10 protein-coding genes are annotated in these 17,745 nt (G+C 70.8%); all 10 read left to right on the forward strand.

What is annotated here, in order from left to right:
- Window positions 1-185 precede the first annotated feature (185 nt).
- The 10 genes from ACZ7SW_RS30090 to ACZ7SW_RS30135 all read left to right on the forward strand — a co-directional run bounded on the left by ACZ7SW_RS30090 (window position 186) and on the right by ACZ7SW_RS30135 (window position 17,745).
- Complete coding sequence (locus ACZ7SW_RS30090) at window positions 186-734, forward strand: DUF1062 domain-containing protein (protein ID WP_470233730.1); 549 nt, start codon at window positions 186-188, stop codon at window positions 732-734.
- Between the two features lie 423 nt (window positions 735-1,157).
- A complete protein-coding gene (locus tag ACZ7SW_RS30095) occupies window positions 1,158-1,496 on the forward strand; it encodes a WXG100 family type VII secretion target (protein ID WP_344284506.1) in 339 nt (112 codons plus the stop codon).
- 31 nt (window positions 1,497-1,527) lie between these two features.
- Window positions 1,528-1,827: a WXG100 family type VII secretion target gene (locus ACZ7SW_RS30100; RefSeq protein ID WP_116206728.1), complete on the forward strand. Its 300-nt coding sequence runs from the start codon at window positions 1,528-1,530 to the stop codon at window positions 1,825-1,827.
- 46 nt (window positions 1,828-1,873) lie between these two features.
- Window positions 1,874-2,428, forward strand: coding sequence for a hypothetical protein (locus ACZ7SW_RS30105; RefSeq protein ID WP_470233731.1), 555 nt, complete (start codon window positions 1,874-1,876; stop codon window positions 2,426-2,428).
- Window positions 2,429-2,473: 45 nt separating this feature from the next.
- On the forward strand, window positions 2,474-6,202 hold the full coding sequence (locus tag ACZ7SW_RS30110; RefSeq protein ID WP_470233732.1) for a WXG100 family type VII secretion target: 3,729 nt from the start codon (window positions 2,474-2,476) through the stop codon (window positions 6,200-6,202).
- Window positions 6,199-10,215 (forward strand): type VII secretion protein EccCa, encoded by a 4,017-nt coding sequence (gene eccCa / locus ACZ7SW_RS30115; RefSeq protein ID WP_470233733.1) that lies wholly within the window; start codon window positions 6,199-6,201, stop codon window positions 10,213-10,215. The genes ACZ7SW_RS30110 and eccCa overlap by 4 nt, the downstream gene beginning before the upstream one ends.
- Entirely contained in the window at window positions 10,212-11,597 is a 1,386-nt protein-coding gene (eccD, locus tag ACZ7SW_RS30120) for a type VII secretion integral membrane protein EccD (protein ID WP_470233734.1), read from the forward strand. Before eccCa ends, eccD begins: the two co-directional genes overlap by 4 nt.
- A gap of 16 nt (window positions 11,598-11,613) precedes the next feature.
- Window positions 11,614-11,847 carry a type VII secretion protein EccB gene (locus ACZ7SW_RS30125; protein ID WP_037812626.1) on the forward strand — a complete coding sequence of 78 codons (234 nt, stop codon included), beginning with the start codon at window positions 11,614-11,616 and terminating at the stop codon, window positions 11,845-11,847.
- A 17-nt stretch (window positions 11,848-11,864) separates the two neighbouring features.
- Window positions 11,865-14,438 (forward strand): hypothetical protein, encoded by a 2,574-nt coding sequence (locus ACZ7SW_RS30130; RefSeq protein ID WP_470233735.1) that lies wholly within the window; start codon window positions 11,865-11,867, stop codon window positions 14,436-14,438.
- Between the two features lie 19 nt (window positions 14,439-14,457).
- Window positions 14,458-17,745 (forward strand): right-handed parallel beta-helix repeat-containing protein, encoded by a 3,288-nt coding sequence (locus ACZ7SW_RS30135; protein ID WP_470233736.1) that lies wholly within the window; start codon window positions 14,458-14,460, stop codon window positions 17,743-17,745.

Consider the following 17,745-nt stretch of genomic DNA (forward strand, 5'->3'; position numbering starts at 1 on the left):
CAGGCCGGAAAACCAGTGGAGCCGCGCCCGGGCCCGCGGTTAATCTCGCCCGGCCAGTGTCGGCCAGGCAAGGACGTGCCGTTGTACATCGCGTGAGGCATCCCAAGCTCTGATCCCGTCGCGCGCCGCGTTGTGCGCCGCGCTTCTTCGTGCTGCGGAATTCTCACTGGAATCGGTGTACTCCTGTGCTCTATAACTGGAAAGTCCTGCCCACTTGCCTGCCGCTCGTCCGGCGGCGCTGCCACACGTGCCCGTCCGAGCGTTTCCGGGCCGACGGCAAGTTCCGGGTCAACGCCAACCACAAACTCATCGACGCCTGGCTCCTCGTGCTCTGCACTGGCTGCGGGGAAACGGCGAAACTCACTGTGTTCGAACGGGCCAAGGTGCGCTCGGTCCGTCCGGAACTGCTGGATCGCTTGCACCACAACGATCCGGGCCTGGCCGCCGAGCTGCTGCGGGATCCGGTCCTGCAGCGGCGCAACCGCGTCGCCCTCGACTGGGACGGCGCCTGGCGGCTCGACACCGGTGGTTCGGACCACTTGGACCAGGACGCGATCGACGTCTCGGTCGGCTTCGCGGCCCGGATCCCGGTCCGGCCGGTGCGGCTGATCGCCGAGGGCTGCGGTCTCGCCCGGACCGAGGTGGAGCGGCTGCTCGCCGAGGGGAAGGTCGTGTCGGGGGTCCGGCTGGGCGGCAAGCTCTCCGGAGACTTCGCCTTCACGCTCAAGTACTGAGCCGAGCCGTCAGGGGAACCCTGAGGGAATCTGCTTCCCTCAGGGTTCCCCTCACCGACAGCGGCCCGAATGCTCTGTCCACAGCGGACTGGGCGGGGTCCACTCCCGACTTCCGCTCGCATGAGCGCGAACCGCGAACCCGGGCAACAGCGGTGCCTGAACGGGCAATCGTGCGTAACCGGATCCGGCGGAAAGCGTTGCCGCAGCTCAGCGCCCCCAGGTGGAGGAGCCGCTTGCCCCGCCGTCCGCGCGCTGGTGTTCAGAAGGGAACAACGCGGCGACAACCCGTAGACCGGCGCTTACCGTAAGTCCGCAGTCTCCCCGTGCTCTGTCGTATCGGCCGAACGAAGGGCATCCGCGGCGACGTCGGCGGTCTGGCATGCCAGTCCGTCATATCCGGAGAACCCGACCAGAGGAGAAAGCATGGCTTCGCAGGACGGCGCCCGCGTCGACACCAGCGTCATGCGCAAGGGCGCGCAGACGATCAGCGACACCGGGCAGAACATCACCGGCGTGAACCAGAAGGTCGACGGCACCATGCAGACGCTGTTCGGCACCTGGCGCTCGGACTCGGCGAACGTGTTCAACCAGGCCATGGGCCAGTTCGACCAGACGGTCCGCAAGATCGTGCAGAAGCTGGACGAGCTCTCGCAGAACGTGCAGACCTCGGCGAGCGAGTACGACAGCCGGGACTCGGACAACACCTCCACCGCCAACAACGCCGCCACGGTCATCGGCGGCGGCGGGCTGCAGGGCTTCTGATCCCCTTCCTTCCCACGAAAGGACATCTCCCATGGCTTTGGGCCAGTTCCAGATCAGCTTCGCGACCATGCAGGACACCGTCGGGCAGGCGAAGCAGCAGTCCAACCAGATCACCGAGCTGCTGGACCAGATGAAGGCGGTCATCGAGGGCCAGCGCGAAAACTGGACCGGTGTCGCGGCGGACATGTTCCACGAGACCTACAACTACTGCCACCAGGCGGCCCTGACGCTGCCGCAGGCGCTCGACGCCGCCGCGCAGACCCTCGGCCAGATCAACGAGGGCACCTCGAACACCGAGGGCAACAACGCCAAGCGGTTCGCCTCGAACTGACGCCCGTTGCCTCGCCGCAACTGACCTGAAAGGAGGGTGACCGGCCATGGTTTCGTTGGGTGACACCGATTACGGGATGCACAACGACACGTCCGACAAGCATCAGACGACCTCGGACGACGGCAAGTTCCACAGCCCGGGCGACCAGGCCCCGCCGGACGTGAAGAACGAGTGGATCCCGCCGGGCGACGTCGGCAAGCCGCCGCCGGTGCCGGGCGGTTCCGAGCATCCGGGCAGGGGCGTCACCGCGGTCAACACCGAGGCGATGCGCACGTTCGCGAAGAACATGCAGGCGCTCGCGGACGGGCCGCTGAAGGATCTTCCGGCGAAACTCGACGGGATCCAGCTCAAGCCCGGCGTGTTCCTGACGGCGCAGAGCAAGATCGCCAAGCCGATCCAGGGCACGAACGAGCTGCGGGACACCACCCGCACCGCGATCCACGACCTCTGCAAGGCGCTCGACGAGGTGGCCGACGCGGTGAACAAGGCCTCCAAGGCCTACGACAACGCCGACGAGGTCAACAAGATGTCCGCCGACGACTACAACCAGTATTTCAACACCGTCAGCGGCCACATCACCGGCGCCGGTCAGAAACCCTGACCGGACGGGCGGCGGTCTTTCCGGTTTCGAAGCGATCGAGGGAAGATGTCCGACGATAACAACACCCACGGCTTCACCTCGGACGACGACGGGGTCTGGCCGGACACCACGCAGACCGGCAACCAGAACGCCACTGGCGACCCGTCGAAGGATTTCGACGGCCTGACGTGGAAGCAGATCGAAGCGGCGATCCTCGGCGGCGGTTCGCTGTCGGGGGGCCAGGACAACCGGGACAAGGCCTACGGCAACGTCAACTGGCAGTCGCTTCAGGACGCGGCCGGGGTGTTTCAGGAGACGCAGCAGAACCTCGCGATGGTCGCTCAGTCCATTCAGGACCAGACCGCCGCCCTCGCCGGACCCGACGGTCCGTGGAAGGGCGACGCCGCGACGAAGTTCAAGGACATGATGACCGCGCTGGGCAACAAGTTCTCCGATCTGGCGGACCGGATCGGCGACGGCGGCGGGTCGAACAACGTGCCGAACAACCTCGTCAATTCCGCGGCCTACCTCAGGTGGGCGCAGGACACGATCCGCTACATCGACAGCTATTACGCCAGCCAGGTCCTCGCCCAGGGCAGCAAATACCACCTCAGCGACGGGCGCGCGTACATCTCGCAGTTCCCCGAGGCCGTCGAGATGATGACCAACGACATGCGCAAGGTCGGCGGCCAGCTCGCGCAGAAGTACAACACGGTGCACGTCAACGCGGGCAAGACGACCCCGCCTCCGACGCCCGGCGGCGGCGACGGCAACACGCCCAAGCCTCCTCCGCCGCCACCGCCTCCTCCCCCGCCGCCCACGCCTCCGCCGCCTCCGCCGCCGGTGACTCCTCCCCCGCCGCCGGCTTCTCCGCCGCCGGTGACGCAGCCGCCGCCTGCGCCGAAACCTCCGCCCGTGTCCCCGCCTCCGGGCGGTGGCGGCGGCAATGGCGCGCCGCCGCCGGTGAACAAGGCCGTGATTCCGCCGCCTCCCAACGGCGTCAACGGTCCTGGCGGGAGCAATGTGCCGCCGCCGTTGAAGAACGCGCTCGTGTCACCGCCGCCGGGAGACCTGAACGGTCCCGGGGGCAACGGCACGCCGCCGCCGGTGACCGCTGCTTCCATTCCGCCGCCGCCCAACGGTGTCGGCGGGAACGAGTCGCCGAACCTGCGGAAGCCGCCGGGCCCGCAGGTCAACCCGCCGTCGATCCCCGCGCCGCCGGGCGATTCCGCCGGCGGGGGCAACAACATCAAGTCGCCCAAGGTCTCCCCGCCGCCGGGCGACGTTTCGGGAGGGAACAACCTCAAGTCCCCGTCGATCCCGCCGCCGCCCGGGGCCTCGGGCGGGCTGGGCAACAACCTGTCCGGGCACGTCAACCCGCCGTCGGTCCCGGCCCCGCCGGGAAGCTCCGGCGGGTCCGGGCACGTCAACCCGCCGTCGGTCCCGGCCCCGCCGGGGAGTTCGGGCGGGTCCGGGCACGTCAACCCCGCGTCGATTCCGCCGCCTCCGGGCGATTCCGGCGGCAACCTGGCGAACAACGCGCTCAGCCCGGCGCATCTGCCGCCGGGCCTCGGCAACCCGCCGGGCGACCAGAACCCGGGCGGCAGCGGCATCCCGATGATGCCGCCGGGAGGCATGGGCGGGGGCGGCGGGCTGAACCCGCCGTCCGCGGAACGACCGGACTCCTCCGGGCTTCTCGGCAACATCAAGAAGCCGTGGGTGAGCGCTCCGCCCGACGGCATCGGCAACCCCGACGCGCACGGCGAAACCCCGCCGCTCAGCGCGGCCAAGTGGGCTCCGCCGCCCGGTGCGAGCGGCGGTACCGGCCCCGGTGTGGGCGGCCCCGGCGCGAGCGGCAACAGCATCGGCGGGCCGGGCGACAGCGGTCCGGGCGCGATCAAGGGCCTCGGCGAGAGCGATCTGCCGAAGCTGCCGAACCCGGTCGGGAACCACGAGCAGATCCCCGGCGGCGGGACTCCGCCGATGGTCCCGCCGGGCGGCATGGGCGGCGGCAGCGGCATGAACACGCCCGCCGCCGAACGACCCGACTCCTCCGGGCTTCTCGGCAACATCAAGAAGCCGTGGGTGAGCGCTCCGCCCGACGGCATCGGCAACCCCGACGCGCACGGCGAGACCCCGCCGCTGCACTCGGCTGAGTGGGCCCCGCCGCCCGCTGGCGTCGGTGGTCCGGGCGGCGAGCAGGCCGGACCCGGGGTGAAGGGGCTCGGCCCGGGTGGCGAGCCCCTCGGGCCAGGTGGTGAACCGCTCGGCCCGGGGGTGAAGGGGCTCGGCGAGAGCGACCTGCCGAAGCTGCCGGACCCGGTCGGCAACCACGAGCACCAGCAGCTCCCGGCTTCGGGGATGCCGCCGATGGTCCCGCCGGGCGGGGCGGGCGGCGGCAGCGGCCTGAACACGCCCGCCGCGGAGCGGCCGGATTCGGCTGGGCTGCTCGGCAACGTCCAGGAGCCGTGGACCGCCGATCTGCCCGGTGGCGTCGGCGACCCGAGCGCGTCCGGGGAGACGCCGCCGAGCGAATCGGCTGACTGGGCTCCTCCAGCGCCCGGCATGCCGATGGTCCCGCCGGGTGGGGCCGGTGGCGGGATGAACACGCCCGCCGCCGAACGACCCGACTCGGCCGGACTGCTCGGCGACATCCAGGAACCCTGGACCGCGAGCACGCCAATCGGCATCGGAAACCCCAGCGCACAAGGCGAAACCCCACCGAGCACGTCGACCGACTGGGCCCCGGCGAAGAGCCCGGAAACTCCAGGACCCGGCATGCCGATGGCTCCGCCAGCCGGGGCTGGCGGCGGGGCGAACACGCCTGCCGCCGAACGACCCGACTCCTCCGGACTGCTCGGCGCCGTCCAAGAACCGTGGACCGCGAGCACGCCAGTCGGCATCGGAAACCCCAGCGCGCACGGCGAAACTCCCCCGCGCACATCAGCAGAATGGGCCCCGGCGAAAGCTCCGGAAACCCAAGGGCCTGGCATGCCGATGGTCCCGCCGGGCAACACAGGCGGCGGGACCAACACACCCGCCACCGAACGACCCGACTCCGCCGGACTGCTCGGCGACATCCAGGAACCCTGGGCGGCAAGCCCACCAATCGGCATCGGAAACCCGAGCGCGCACGGCGAAACTCCGCCAAGCGCATCCGCCGACTGGGCCTCCACGAACACACCGGGCGCGACCGGCACCGGCATGCCCATCATCCCGCCGGTCGTGACCGGCACCGGGGCGAACACCCCAGCCGAACGGCCGGACTCCTCCGAGCTTCTCGACGGAGTCCGGAAGCCCTGGGCCACCTCGTCCACTGTGGACGAATCGGCCCCGGGCCTGGCGAACACCGGCTGGGCGAACGCGAGCGACGAAAGCGATCTCGTCCGCATCGCAGTCGTGCGGCCCCCCGACCACGAGGACACCTCAGCCTGGGACGTCGGCACCGCCGAATTCCTCCCCGCTCTCCTGCCGGTCACCGCTCCGGCAGACGACCGGCAGGAGGAAATCTCCACCGATTTCGTCCAGCGCAGCGACGAACCGTGGCGGCCGAACCACTCCGACGAGGAACCCGCGCTCGGCACCTACCAGCGCGTCCGCGGCGGACCGGCCGAGATCCTCCCCGACGAGCTGCCCACCTGCGGCGACGCGCCGGAACCCCTGGAGCCCGAAGCCGACGCCGCGGAAGAAGAAACCGAGGAAGAAGAGGAACGCACCATGGCCGACCTGCTCCGCCAGGACGATTCGGCCTGGGGCGGGCCAGCACGCCGCAGTTCGCCGGGGGTTCTCGAATGAGCACGGAAACCGTCAAGCGCGGCCCGCGCGCGGCAGGCCCGGAAATGCCCGAGGGCCAAGAGGAACTGCAAGAACCGCCAGTGATGGCGGAACCGGCGGCGCGCGATTTCAACTCGCTGCTGATGATGCTGCCGATGGCCATCGGGTCGCTGGTGATGGTGCTGGCGTTCTCGGGAGTCGCGGGCAGTTCGCCGTTCACCTACGTGATCGGCGGCGGCATGGGCGTGTCCATGATCGCGATGAGCCTCGGGCAGCTGTCGCGCGCCGCCGCCGAGCGCAAGCGCAAGATGCAGGCCGAGCGGCGGGACTACCTGCGCTACATCGGCCAGGTCCGCGAGCGGGCCCGTTCGACCGCCGAGGACCAGCGGCACGCCGTCGCCTGGAACAACCCGTCCCCGGATTCGCTGTGGTCGCTGGCGATGGGCCCGCGGCTGTGGGAGCGCCGGATCAGCCACGAGGACTTCGCGCGGGTGCGGATCGGGCTGGGCACGCAGCAGTCGGCGCTCGAGCTGGTGCCGCCGGTGACCAAGCCGATCGAGGACCTCGAACCGCTGTCGGCGATCTCGCTGCGCCGGTTCACCGAGACCTACCGCACGCTGTCGGGCATCCCGACCGCGGTGGGGCTGCGGAGCTTCACCAGTGTCGAGTTCGACGGCGATCCGGAAGCGGCCGCCGGGCTGGTCCGGGCGATGCTCGCGCAGCTGGTCGCCTTCCACTCGCCGGACGAACTGCGGCTCGCGGTGCTCACCACCGAGGCTGCGCAGGCGCAGTGGGACTGGGTGAAGTGGTTGCCGCACAACAACCATCCGACCCTGCGCGACGCGGCCGGCCCGCTCCGGCTGCTGGCCGCCGACCACGACGAGCTGATGGACCTCCTCGGCCCGGACGTGGCCGACCGGGACGACCACGACAAGACCGTCGGGCCGACGACGACCGAGCCGTTCGTGGTGGTCGTCGCGCATCTGGCGGCGATCCCGGAGTCGTCGCGGCTGGTCGGCGCGGGCCTGCGCAACGTCGTCCTGCTCGACGTCACCGGCGCGCTCCCCGGCGGCCCCAAGGTGCTGCGGCTGACCACAAAGGACGGTCTGGTCGAGTTCCCGGCGGGCAGCGGGGTGGGTTCCGCGACCCGGGACGAGCTGTCGGTGACCCAGGTCGAGGGGCTCGCCCGGTTGCTCGCTCCGAAACGGACCAGCGGCACGCTGGAGATCGCCGACCAGCCGCTGGAAAGCGACTTCGGCCTGACCGCGCTGCTGGGCATCAAGGACGTGCACACCTTCGACATCCCGGCCCAATGGCGGCCGCGCGCGGCGCAGCGCGCCCGGATGTCGGTGCCGATCGGCGTGACCGAGGACGGCGAGATCGTCGAGCTGGACCTGAAGGAATCCGCGCAGGGCGGCATGGGCCCGCACGGGATGCTGATCGGCGCGACCGGGTCGGGCAAGTCGGAGCTGCTGCGCACGCTGGTGCTCGGACTGGCCGCGACGCATTCGTCGGAGATCCTCAACTTCGTGCTCGTCGACTTCAAGGGCGGCGCGACGTTCCTCGGCATGGACCGGCTGCCGCACACCTCGGCGACGATCACCAACCTTGCCGACGAACTGCCGCTGGTCGACCGCATGCAGGACTCGCTCAACGGCGAAATGGTGCGGCGGCAGGAACAGCTGCGCGCCAGCGGCTACCCGTCGCTGTACGAATACGAAAAGGCCCGTGCGGCCGGCGAACAGCTGGCCCCGATGCCGACGCTGTTCCTGGTGGTGGACGAGTTCTCCGAACTGCTGAGCGCGAAGCCGGAGTTCATGGAGCTGTTCGTCTCCGTCGGACGGCTGGGCCGCAGCCTCGGCGTGCACTTGCTGCTCGCCTCGCAACGGCTGGACGAAGGCCGCATCCACCGCGTCGAAGGCCACCTGTCTTACCGGATCGCGCTGCGCACCTTCTCCTCGATGGAGTCCCGCAGCGTGATCGGCGCGGGCAGCGCGTACGAACTGCCGCCGGAACCGGGCAACGGCTACCTGAAGATCGACACCACGAACCTGGTGCGGTTCAAGGCCGCTTACGTCTCCGGTCCGGTGCCTGCGGGCAACGGAGAAAACTCCGCAGTCGCCGCGGCACGGGCCAGCAGGGAGGTCGTCCCGTTCCGCACCGAGGCCCGGCCGACCAAGCTGATCATTCGCGACGACGAGCCGGAACAGGCCGAGAAGCAGTCCGATGTGGACGCTCTGGAAGCGGCCGTGCCCGGCGGGCCGACGCTCGCCGACGCGTTCATCGACCGGCTGACCGGCGCGGGTCCGGCGGCGCGCCAGGTGTGGCTGCCGCCGCTGGCCGAATCGCCGAGCCTGGACTCGCTGCTGCCGAGCGTCACGCCGGACCCGGTGCGCGGCATGGCGGTGCAGGACCCGGCGCACTGGGGCAGGCTCCGGGTGCCGATGGGGATGATCGACCGGCCGTTCGAGCAGGTCCGCGAACTGCTGACGGCGGACCTGTCGTCGGCGGCCGGGCACGTCGCGGTGGTCGGCGGCCCGAAAACCGGCAAGTCGACTCTGCTGCGCACGCTCGTGCTGGCGCTGGCGATGACGCACACCCCGCAGGAGGTCCAGTTCTACGGGCTGGACTTCGGCGGCGGCGGGATCATGTCGCTGTCCGGGCTGCCGCACGTCGGTTCGGTCGCCACCCGGCTCGAACGCGACCGCGTCGTCCGGACCATCGAGGAGATCTCGCAGGTCATGGAAGGCCGCGAGACGCTGTTCTCCGAACACGGCATCGAATCCATGGACGCCTACCGCGCGTTGCGCCGCGGCGGCCGGATCGAGGATCCGTTCGGCGACGTGTTCCTGGTGGTCGACGGCTGGTACAGCCTCAAGAACGACTACAGCGATCTGGAACAGAAGATCGGCGAGCTGGCCTCGCGCGGGCTGTCGTTCGGCGTGCACGTGGTGATCGGCGCGACCCGCTGGTCGGAGATCCGCCCGTACCTGCGCGACCTGCTGCAGACCCGGTTCGAACTGCGCCTCGGCGACCCGATGGAGTCGGAAATCGGCTCGCGCAAAGCGAAAACGGTGCCGAACCAGCCGGGCCGCGGCCTGACCCCGGACGGATTGCACTTCCTCGCCGGGCTGCCCCGGATGGACGGCAGCGGCAACACCGACGACCTCGCCGCGGCGGCCAAGGCGGTCGCCGAAGAGGTGCACCTGTTCTGGCCGGGCGCACCGGCTCCGGCGGTACGGCTGCTGCCCGCGAAACTGCCGATGGCGCAGCTTCCCGCGCCGGACGGCGACCTGCGGATCGCGCTGGGACAGGACGAGCAGCGGCTGCTGCCGGTGTGGCACGACTTCGCCGCCACTCCGCACCTGCTCGCCTTCGGCGACAACGAAACCGGCAAGACCAACCTGCTGCGGGTGGTGCTGCGGTCGGTGCTGGCGCGTTACTCGTCGAGCGAGGCGAAGATCGTGCTGGCCGACCCGAGCCGCCAGCTGGACGTCGAAGTGCCCGAGGAGTACCGCGTCGGGTACGCGACGACCACCGAGGCGCTGCAGGAATTGGCGCAGCAGGCCAGCGTTTCGCTCACCCCGCGCGTGCCGGACCAGACCATCACCGCGGACCGGCTCAAGCGCCGCGACTGGTGGACCGGCCCGCGGCTGTTCTTCGTGGTCGACGACTACCAGCTGCTGACCAGCGGCATGGGTTCGCCGCTGGAACCGCTGCTGTCCTTGCTGTCGCAGGGTTCCTACATCGGGTTCCACCTGATCCTCAGCCGCAGCACCTCGGGCGCGATGCGCGCGCTGAGCGATTCGGTGGTCCGCCGGATCTGGGAACTCGGCAGCCCGGGCGTGGTGTTCTCCTACCCCAAGGAGGAGGGCAAGTTCCTCGGCGAGGCGGCCCCGCGCCAGCTGCCCGCCGGCCGCGCGCAGCTGGTCACCCGGCGCGGCGTGAAGCTCGTGCAGACCGCGATCGCGGAAGAAGACCGGGCCGGCGAGGGCTGGTCCCCGCTCGCGACGACCGAAAGGGGCGTGCGATGACCGCGTCGACCGGCGAACTGTGCCGGATCACCGTGTACGGGCCGCAGGGCCGGGCGGATCTGGCGGTGCCGATGTCGGTCCCGCTGACCAGCCTGCTGCCGGTGCTGCTGGAGCACACCGGCGGCCGCGACGACCTCGGCGAGGCCTGGGTGCTGCAGCGGCTCGGCGAGGAGCCGCTGGACGCGTCCGGCACGCCGGAGTCGCTGGACTGGAAGGAGGGCGAGGAATTCCACCTGCGCCCTCGCGCGGATCCGTTGCCGGAGCTGGATTTCGACGACATCGCGGACGGCATGGCCACCGCGGTGAGCCGGCATCCCGGCCGCTGGCGCCCGGAGTTCAACCGCGGCCTGTTCCTCGGGTTCGCGATCTTCTCCCTGACGGTGCTCGCCAAAGTGCTGCTCTACCCGGGTTCGACCGGGCTGACCGCGATCGGCGGCGGCGTGGTGTCGCTCGGGCTGCTCGTCGCGGCCGTGGCGACCGGGGTGCGTTCCGACGACAAGGCACTGCTGACGTTGCTCGGGCTCGGCGGCTGCGCGTTCGCGTTCCTGGCGGGCGCGGTCGCGGTGGCCGGGCTCGATCCGGCCTTCGACCTGCGGGGCGCGCCGGTGCTGACCGGCTGTCTGACCTTCGCGCTGGCCGGCGGCCTCGTCCTCGGCGGACGGGCGGCGTGGTCGCACGACATTCCGTTCGTGCCGTTCGGCGCGGTGGTCGCGACCGGTCTGGCCGGGGCGCTCTCGCTGTGGCTGCACCTCGGCGCCGGGTTCACCACCGAACAGGCGGCCGGGCTGGTGTCGTTCGTGCTGGTCGGGCTGATGGTGTTCGCGCCGCGGATCGGGATCCGGTTCGCGCGCATCCGCGGTCCGCAGCTGCCGCGTTCGGCCGGGGAACTGCAGTACGACATCGAGCCGATGCCCGCCGCGCAGATGGTGCACCAGACCGGGTACGCCGACGGCTACCTCACCATCGCCTGTCTCGCCGCCACGGCGGTTTTCGTCGGCTGCTTCCCGTTCCTGGTCGGCAACGGGCTGTTCCCGACCGTCCTGGGCGGGCTCGTGTCCGCGGCGGTGCTGATGCGTTCGCGGGCGCTGCTCGGCGTGTGGCAGCGGGTGCCGCTCGCCGCCGCCGGCGCGATCGGCCTGGTGCTGCTCGGGCTGTCGCTGATCCAGCCGTTGCCGACGCCGTGGCGGGGCGCCTGCCTCGCCGGGCTGTGCCTGGTGTTCTTCCTGCTCCTGCTGGCGATGCTGCGCCCGCCGCCGCGGCGGCTGCTGCCGATCTGGGGGCACCTGGCGAACTGGCTGGAAACGCTGAGCGCGGTGGCGATGATCCCGATCCTGCTGCAGCTGTTCGGCGTCTACGCGTGGGCCGTCGGGCTCACTTCCTGAGCGATGGAGGGGTGACATGGTGCAAACGCAGAAGGACCACGTCGAGGCGTATTCGTTCCTGATCGGGCGGATGACCTCGGCGCTGGTGCTCGGCGACGCGAGCCACCTCGACGTGCCCGCGCGGCGGGCCTGGGTCGGCCTGCTCGTCGGGCTGGTGCTCGGCCTGCTGATCGCGGTCGGGTTCTTCGTGTACGGGCTGATCGCGCACCACACCGGCGGGGCGGCGCCCGCCGTCGGACGCCGGGCCTGAGCGGAAGGAGGGCAGCCATGGAACTCTCGCTGATCCGGCGCGACGACGGCGCTTTGGAGAAAAAGACCGTCGGCAACGCGCTGGTCGTGCACCTCGCGGAGGGGATGACCGGGCAGGCGCAGTCGCTCGCGCTCGGGGTCGCGGCCGATCCCGACCACGACCTGGTCGTCGTGGACCTGCCGGTCGATTCGCCGATCGCGATGTGGGAATCGGTGGCCAGGGCGCTGCCCCGGCGCCGCCGCGGCGTGCGGCTGGTGATCGGCGGCCGTTCGCGCGAGACGACCGCGCTGGCCGGGCAGTGGCTGGCCGAGCGGATCAACCGCCCGGTGCTCGCGCCGGACGGTTCGGTGATCCCGAGCGCGGGCGGCGCGCTGTTCGTCCACGCCGGGCGCGGCGGCGGCTGGGTGCGCTTCCGGCCGGGCCGTCCGCCGGCCTGGGAGGCGAAGCGGTTCCCGCGCCCCGCTTGGGATTCCGGGATCACCGCCGAGCTGACCACGACGAGTTCGCGCGGCGTCGCCGAACCGCTGCCCGGCGGCTTGTGGGTCCGTCCGGTCGGGTTCGACGCTCCCCAGCGGCACCACCGCGCGGCGCTGATCTCCCGGATGCCCGCGCAGCACGACACCATGACGATCGTGCTGGGCTGTCCCGGCTGCCCGCCGCTGGCCCTGGACGACGCGGCCCGGCTGTGGGTGCAGCTGCCGGAGAAGGTGCGGGCCAAGGCGCGGTTCGTGCAGTACGGCCCGATGTCGGTGCCCGGCGAGGCCAGCATCGGACAGGCGCTGGCGGATCTGCTCGGCAAGCCGGTCGCGTTCTACTCGGGCGTGCCGGTCGGTTCGCCGCAGCTGCCGACCCTGCGGACCGTGATGTACGACGGACGGTTCGGCTGGCGTCCGTTCACCACCGAACTCGGCTACGAACCGCGCTCTGATGACGAACCCCCGTTGCCTGAGCTGCTTTCGCACCGTCCGCCGATCCACGGGCTGGACCAGGTCGCGCCGGCGGTGTACTGGTATTCGCCGGACGCGGTGGTCGAGGTCGTGCAGTCGGGTCTGCTGGTGCGGCCGCCGCAGGACGGCCCGTCGTCGGCCGCGGTCCGCGAGATCACTCTCGACGCGGCGGTGCACAACCTCACCTTCGACGCGGCTGACGAGGGTTCGGCGTCGCGGATGCGGTTGCTGGCGGAGGATTTGCTGGCGCGGCTGGACGAGGAGACTCGCCGGATGAGCCGGGTCCTGCCTGCGGCCGCGCTGCTTGCCGAGCGCGCTCGGCCGCGGGTGGTGACGCGGGCGTTGGAGGCGATCGAGTCCGGGAATCCGGTGCCGGTCGTTGCTGCGGCTCCTCCGGCGGCGGCGTATTTGCCCGCGGCTCCGGCCGCGTTGGGCATTGCCGCGCCGACGGAGGTTCCTGGGGCGATCGCGGCTCCCGCCAAGCCGGGAACGGCTGACGTCCCCGGCCCGGCCGACCACAGCGAGCCCGCTCCGGCTGAGGTGCCGGAAGCAGCCGCTCCCCCGGTCAAGGCTCCCAGTGTGCCGCCGGTCATTCCTGCGGCGACGCCGTTGACCCGCATCGCTCCGGCCGACGTCGCACCGGCGAAGCCGGTCGAACCGCCGGTCGCCAAGCCCGCGGTCCCGGCGCCGTTGCCGACTTCCTCGGATTCCGCGGAGCAGCCCGGCCCGGAGTCCGCTTCGGACAAACCGGAACCAGCTGCCAAGCCGGGGCCGTCGCTGGCCCAGCGGCTGAGCCCGCCCGCCGCGAAACCGGCGAAAGCCCCGGCACAGCTGCGTTTCCAGGAGACCCCCGGCGCGGAATCGACCGCACTGCTGCCCAAACGCGGCGCGGACAAGGAACGCCAGTGGCTGCGCAAATCGCTCGGCGCGGAGTACGGCCTGATGTCGAACACCGTCGCGCGGATCCTGTCCGAGCACCCGGGCTTCCAGGGCGTGCTGTCGACCTCGTCCTCGGCGGAGGTCCTGACCGACGCGGTGGCCGTGCAGCTTTACCTGTCCCCCAAGGGATCGACCATCGACGAGGGACTGCGGCGCGGCGCGAACGGCCCGCACGTGCCGGTCGCCCGGTGCGTCGTGGCCGGGCTGAGCAGGCTGCCCTCGCACCGCGGCCCGGCGACCTTCGCCACCGAGCTGCCGCCGTCCGCGTGGCCGTTGCTGGACGGGCGGAAAGTGCTGACCGAATGGGGCTTCCTCAACGCGCTGACGCACCCGCCGTCCACTGTGGACGGAGAGACGGACGTGCTGGTGTGGTCGATCACCGGACGGCGCACCAAATTGCTGGAACCGAGCGAGGGCGGCGTGGAGAATCGCGTGCTGTTCGTGCCGGGGACCAGTTTCAAGGTGCTGGAAACGCGCGAACCGGCCGCGGGCGCGCGTGGCGCGGTGCTGCTGCGGGAGCTGACCGCGAGCGAGATCGACGAGACCGGCCGGGTCGCGAACGACCGGGCGTCGCTGGACGAACTGGCGATGAACTCGCTGCGGCAGACGCTCGAGACGTGGGCGGAAGCGGGCGAGGACCTGGTCCGGACCGTGATGGACGAGCAGGCGGCGGAGCGGTTCGGGGCGCTCCCGGGCCTGGCGTGAGTGCGGAGAGGCGGAGACGATGAACCGACAGCTGCTCGTGGTCGGCGGCGACCGGCCGGGTGCGTTCGGAACCATCGGCGCGGCGCTGGCGCAGGCGCAGCCGGGGGCGACGATCAGCGTGCATCCGGGACGGTACGAGGAAAACCTCGTGGTGGACCGGATGGTGTCGCTGGTGGCCGAACAGGGCGCGGGCACCGTGGAAATCGTGGCGAGCACCGGAAGCGTGCTCGTCGCGAACGCCGAAGCGGTGCAGTTGAGCGGATTCATCCTGACCGGCGTCGACGACCAACTGGTCACTGTGGACGTTGTCCGCGGCGAAGCGGCGCTGGACGGCTGCCGGCTGTCCGGGAATTCGTGGGCGACTTTGCTGGCCCGGCTGACGGGTTCGCTCGCGCTTCGGGGCTGCACGGTGACCAGTGCCGGTGGCGCCGGGGTCGTGATCGCCTCGCCGGTGCAATCGGCCATTGAGGACACTGAGATCGTGGACGCCGCGTCGTCCGGCGTGGTCGTGGCCGAGACCGGTTCGGTGCTGCTGCGCCGATGCGCGGTGCGGGGCGCGGCGGGCAACGGCGTTTGCGTCAACGGCGAAGCGGTCGCGATTGTCGAGCAGTGCGAGATCGTCGGCGCGCAGAAACCCGCGATGGTCGTGGAACAGCAGGGGCGCGCGACGATCACCGGGCTGACGGTGCGGGACAGCGCGAACGTCGACCTGTACGTGACCAGCAAAGGCCGGGTTTCTGTGGCGTCGTCGCAGTTCCGGTCGGCACCGATGCAGGCGGCGCACATCGCCGCGTCCGCCGAACCGTTGCTGCGCGAGTGCGTGTTCGCCGGGGCCGGCACGAACGCGGTGCAGGCCACCGGAACCGCCGCGCCGCAGTTCGTGGACTGCACCTTCGAAGGTTCCCCGGTCACGATCCTGGTCGACGACCAGGCGCGGCCGCGGTTCGAACGCGCGACCGTGCGGGGTTCTACGCACACCGCGATGTCGGTCGGCGCGGAATCCGCCGTGACCGTCGGCGGGCTGCGGATGACGCCGGACAGCGGGGCCGGGATCGTCCTGTCCGGACAGTCCGCTTTGAACCTCGCGGACGCCTCCATCGACACCGGCCGGGAACCCGGGGTGCAGGTCACCGAGGACGCCAAGCTGACCGTGACCGACATCCGGGTCGATTCGACGGCGGACAAGGCGGTCTCGTTCGCCGCCAGCGCGCCGTCCTCGGCTAAGTCGGTCCAGGTGCGCGGCGGCGGCCTCCACGTTTCCGGTACTGCGGAAATCTCCTTGCAGGACTGCGAGATCATCGACTCCACAGTGGACGGAATCACCGTCGCCGAAGGATCGGCGCTCACCGCTTCCCGCTGCCGGGTGCGCAATGCGCGAGGCAACGGCGTGTATGTCGGAGCCAAGGCGTCGTTCACCGAATGCGAGGTCCTCGGCGCGGGCGAGGACGGCTTCCATGTGGAAACAACCGAGCCGGTCGGCATCCGGGACTGCGTGGTCAACGACGCCTCGGGCGAACTCGTGAGCGGCGACCACGCGGACGTCGGCAATCTGAGCACCGATTCCGCCCGGCCTCTCGAGATGCTGTCCGGCCCGGAGAGCGACGTCGCGGCCGGGCAGACCGTGAGCGAGGCCGCCGGCGAGGTGCTCGAAGGCCCGCTGGGCGACCTGGAGGCCCTCGTCGGGCTCGCCGGGGTGAAGAAGGAAGTCACCGGCCTGATCAACCTGATCAAGATGTCGCAGATGCGCGAGCGGATGGGGCTGCCGATGCCGCCGATGTCGCGGCATCTGGTCTTCGCGGGCCCGCCCGGCACCGGCAAGACGACCGTCGCCCGGCTGTACGGCACGGTGCTCGCCGAACTCGGCATCCTGTCGAAGGGGCACATGATCGAGGTGGCCCGCCAGGATCTGGTCGGCCAGTACATCGGGTCCACCGCGATCAAGACCACCGAGGTCGTGGAGAAGGCCGTCGGCGGGGTGCTGTTCATCGACGAGGCGTACACGCTGAGCGCGCCGACCGGCGGTTCCGGCCCGGACTTCGGGCAGGAGGCCATCGACGCGCTGATGAAGATCATGGAGGACCAGCGCGATTCGCTGGTGGTGATCGTCGCGGGTTATTCCGAGCAGATGGAGCAGTTCCTGCAGTCGAACCCCGGCCTCGCCTCGCGGTTCACCCGCACCATCGAATTCCCGAACTACAGCGTCGACGAGCTGGTCACCATCACGACCGGACTGACCCGCAAGCACTACTACGAAATGACCGACGACGCGCTGGCCGCGCTGCGCGAGTATTTCGAGCGGGTGCCGAAGAACTCGACGTTCGGCAATGGCCGCGTCGCGCGCAAGCTGTTCGAGGCGATGGTGAACAACCAGGCGTCGCGGCTGGCTCTGTACCCGCCGTCCAAAGACATCGAGCTGAACCGCCTCACCGCCGACGACCTGCAGGCCGAGCTGACCCAGCTGCCTTCCGCCGCGAAGTCGGCGGTCTCGGTCACCGCGGATCCCGCCGCCGCGGTCAAGACCAGCGCGGGCTGGAAACGCCTCAGCGGGCTGGTCGGCCAGAAATCGGTGCGGGAGAACGCCGAACGGCTGCTGCTCAAACTCGGCAGGCTCACCCACGAACGGCAACCGCTCGGCCACCAAGCGAACCTGGTGATCAGCGGCAAACGCGGCACCGGACGTGCCGAATACGCGAAGCTGTACGCGCAGATCCTGTCCGAATTCGGCATGACCCCGACGGGACAGCTGGTCCGCCGCCACCTCGCCGACGAGCTGTCGCCGCAATGGCCAGGCCAAGCCGAACACCTGGTCCGTTCCGCGGTGGAAGACGCGTCCGGCGGCACCCTGGTCGTCGACCTGGACGGCGACTGGGACACCTCGCCGCACACCCCCGGCATCGAAGCCTTGGAAGCACTGTCCGAAATGGTCGCTCGACGCCCGGCTGATCCCGTCGTGGTGTTCACCGGAGAAAGCGACCGCGTCGGCGAACTGCTCGCCCAGCTGCCCACCCTGCGTGACGCCTTCCCATACGGCTGGCAACTCGGCGAGTACACAGTGGACGAACTCGCGGAAATCTCGGTGCGCCTGCTGGTCCGACGCGGCCACGAGGTCCCCGATGACGTCCGCGACGCACTCGCCCACGAACTCTCCGCCGCCTCAGACCACACCGCGTACGCCGCGCACGAACTCGCCCGCACGCTCTCGGCAGCCGCCGCGTCGCGCACGCTCGCCGCCGCCGACCTGCGCGGCATCCGCCCGCCCGACACCGGAGCCATGGCCCTCGGGCCCGGCCTGGCCTCGGTCGGCTGA

It is taken from the genome of Amycolatopsis sp. NPDC114484 (genome assembly GCF_055633755.1).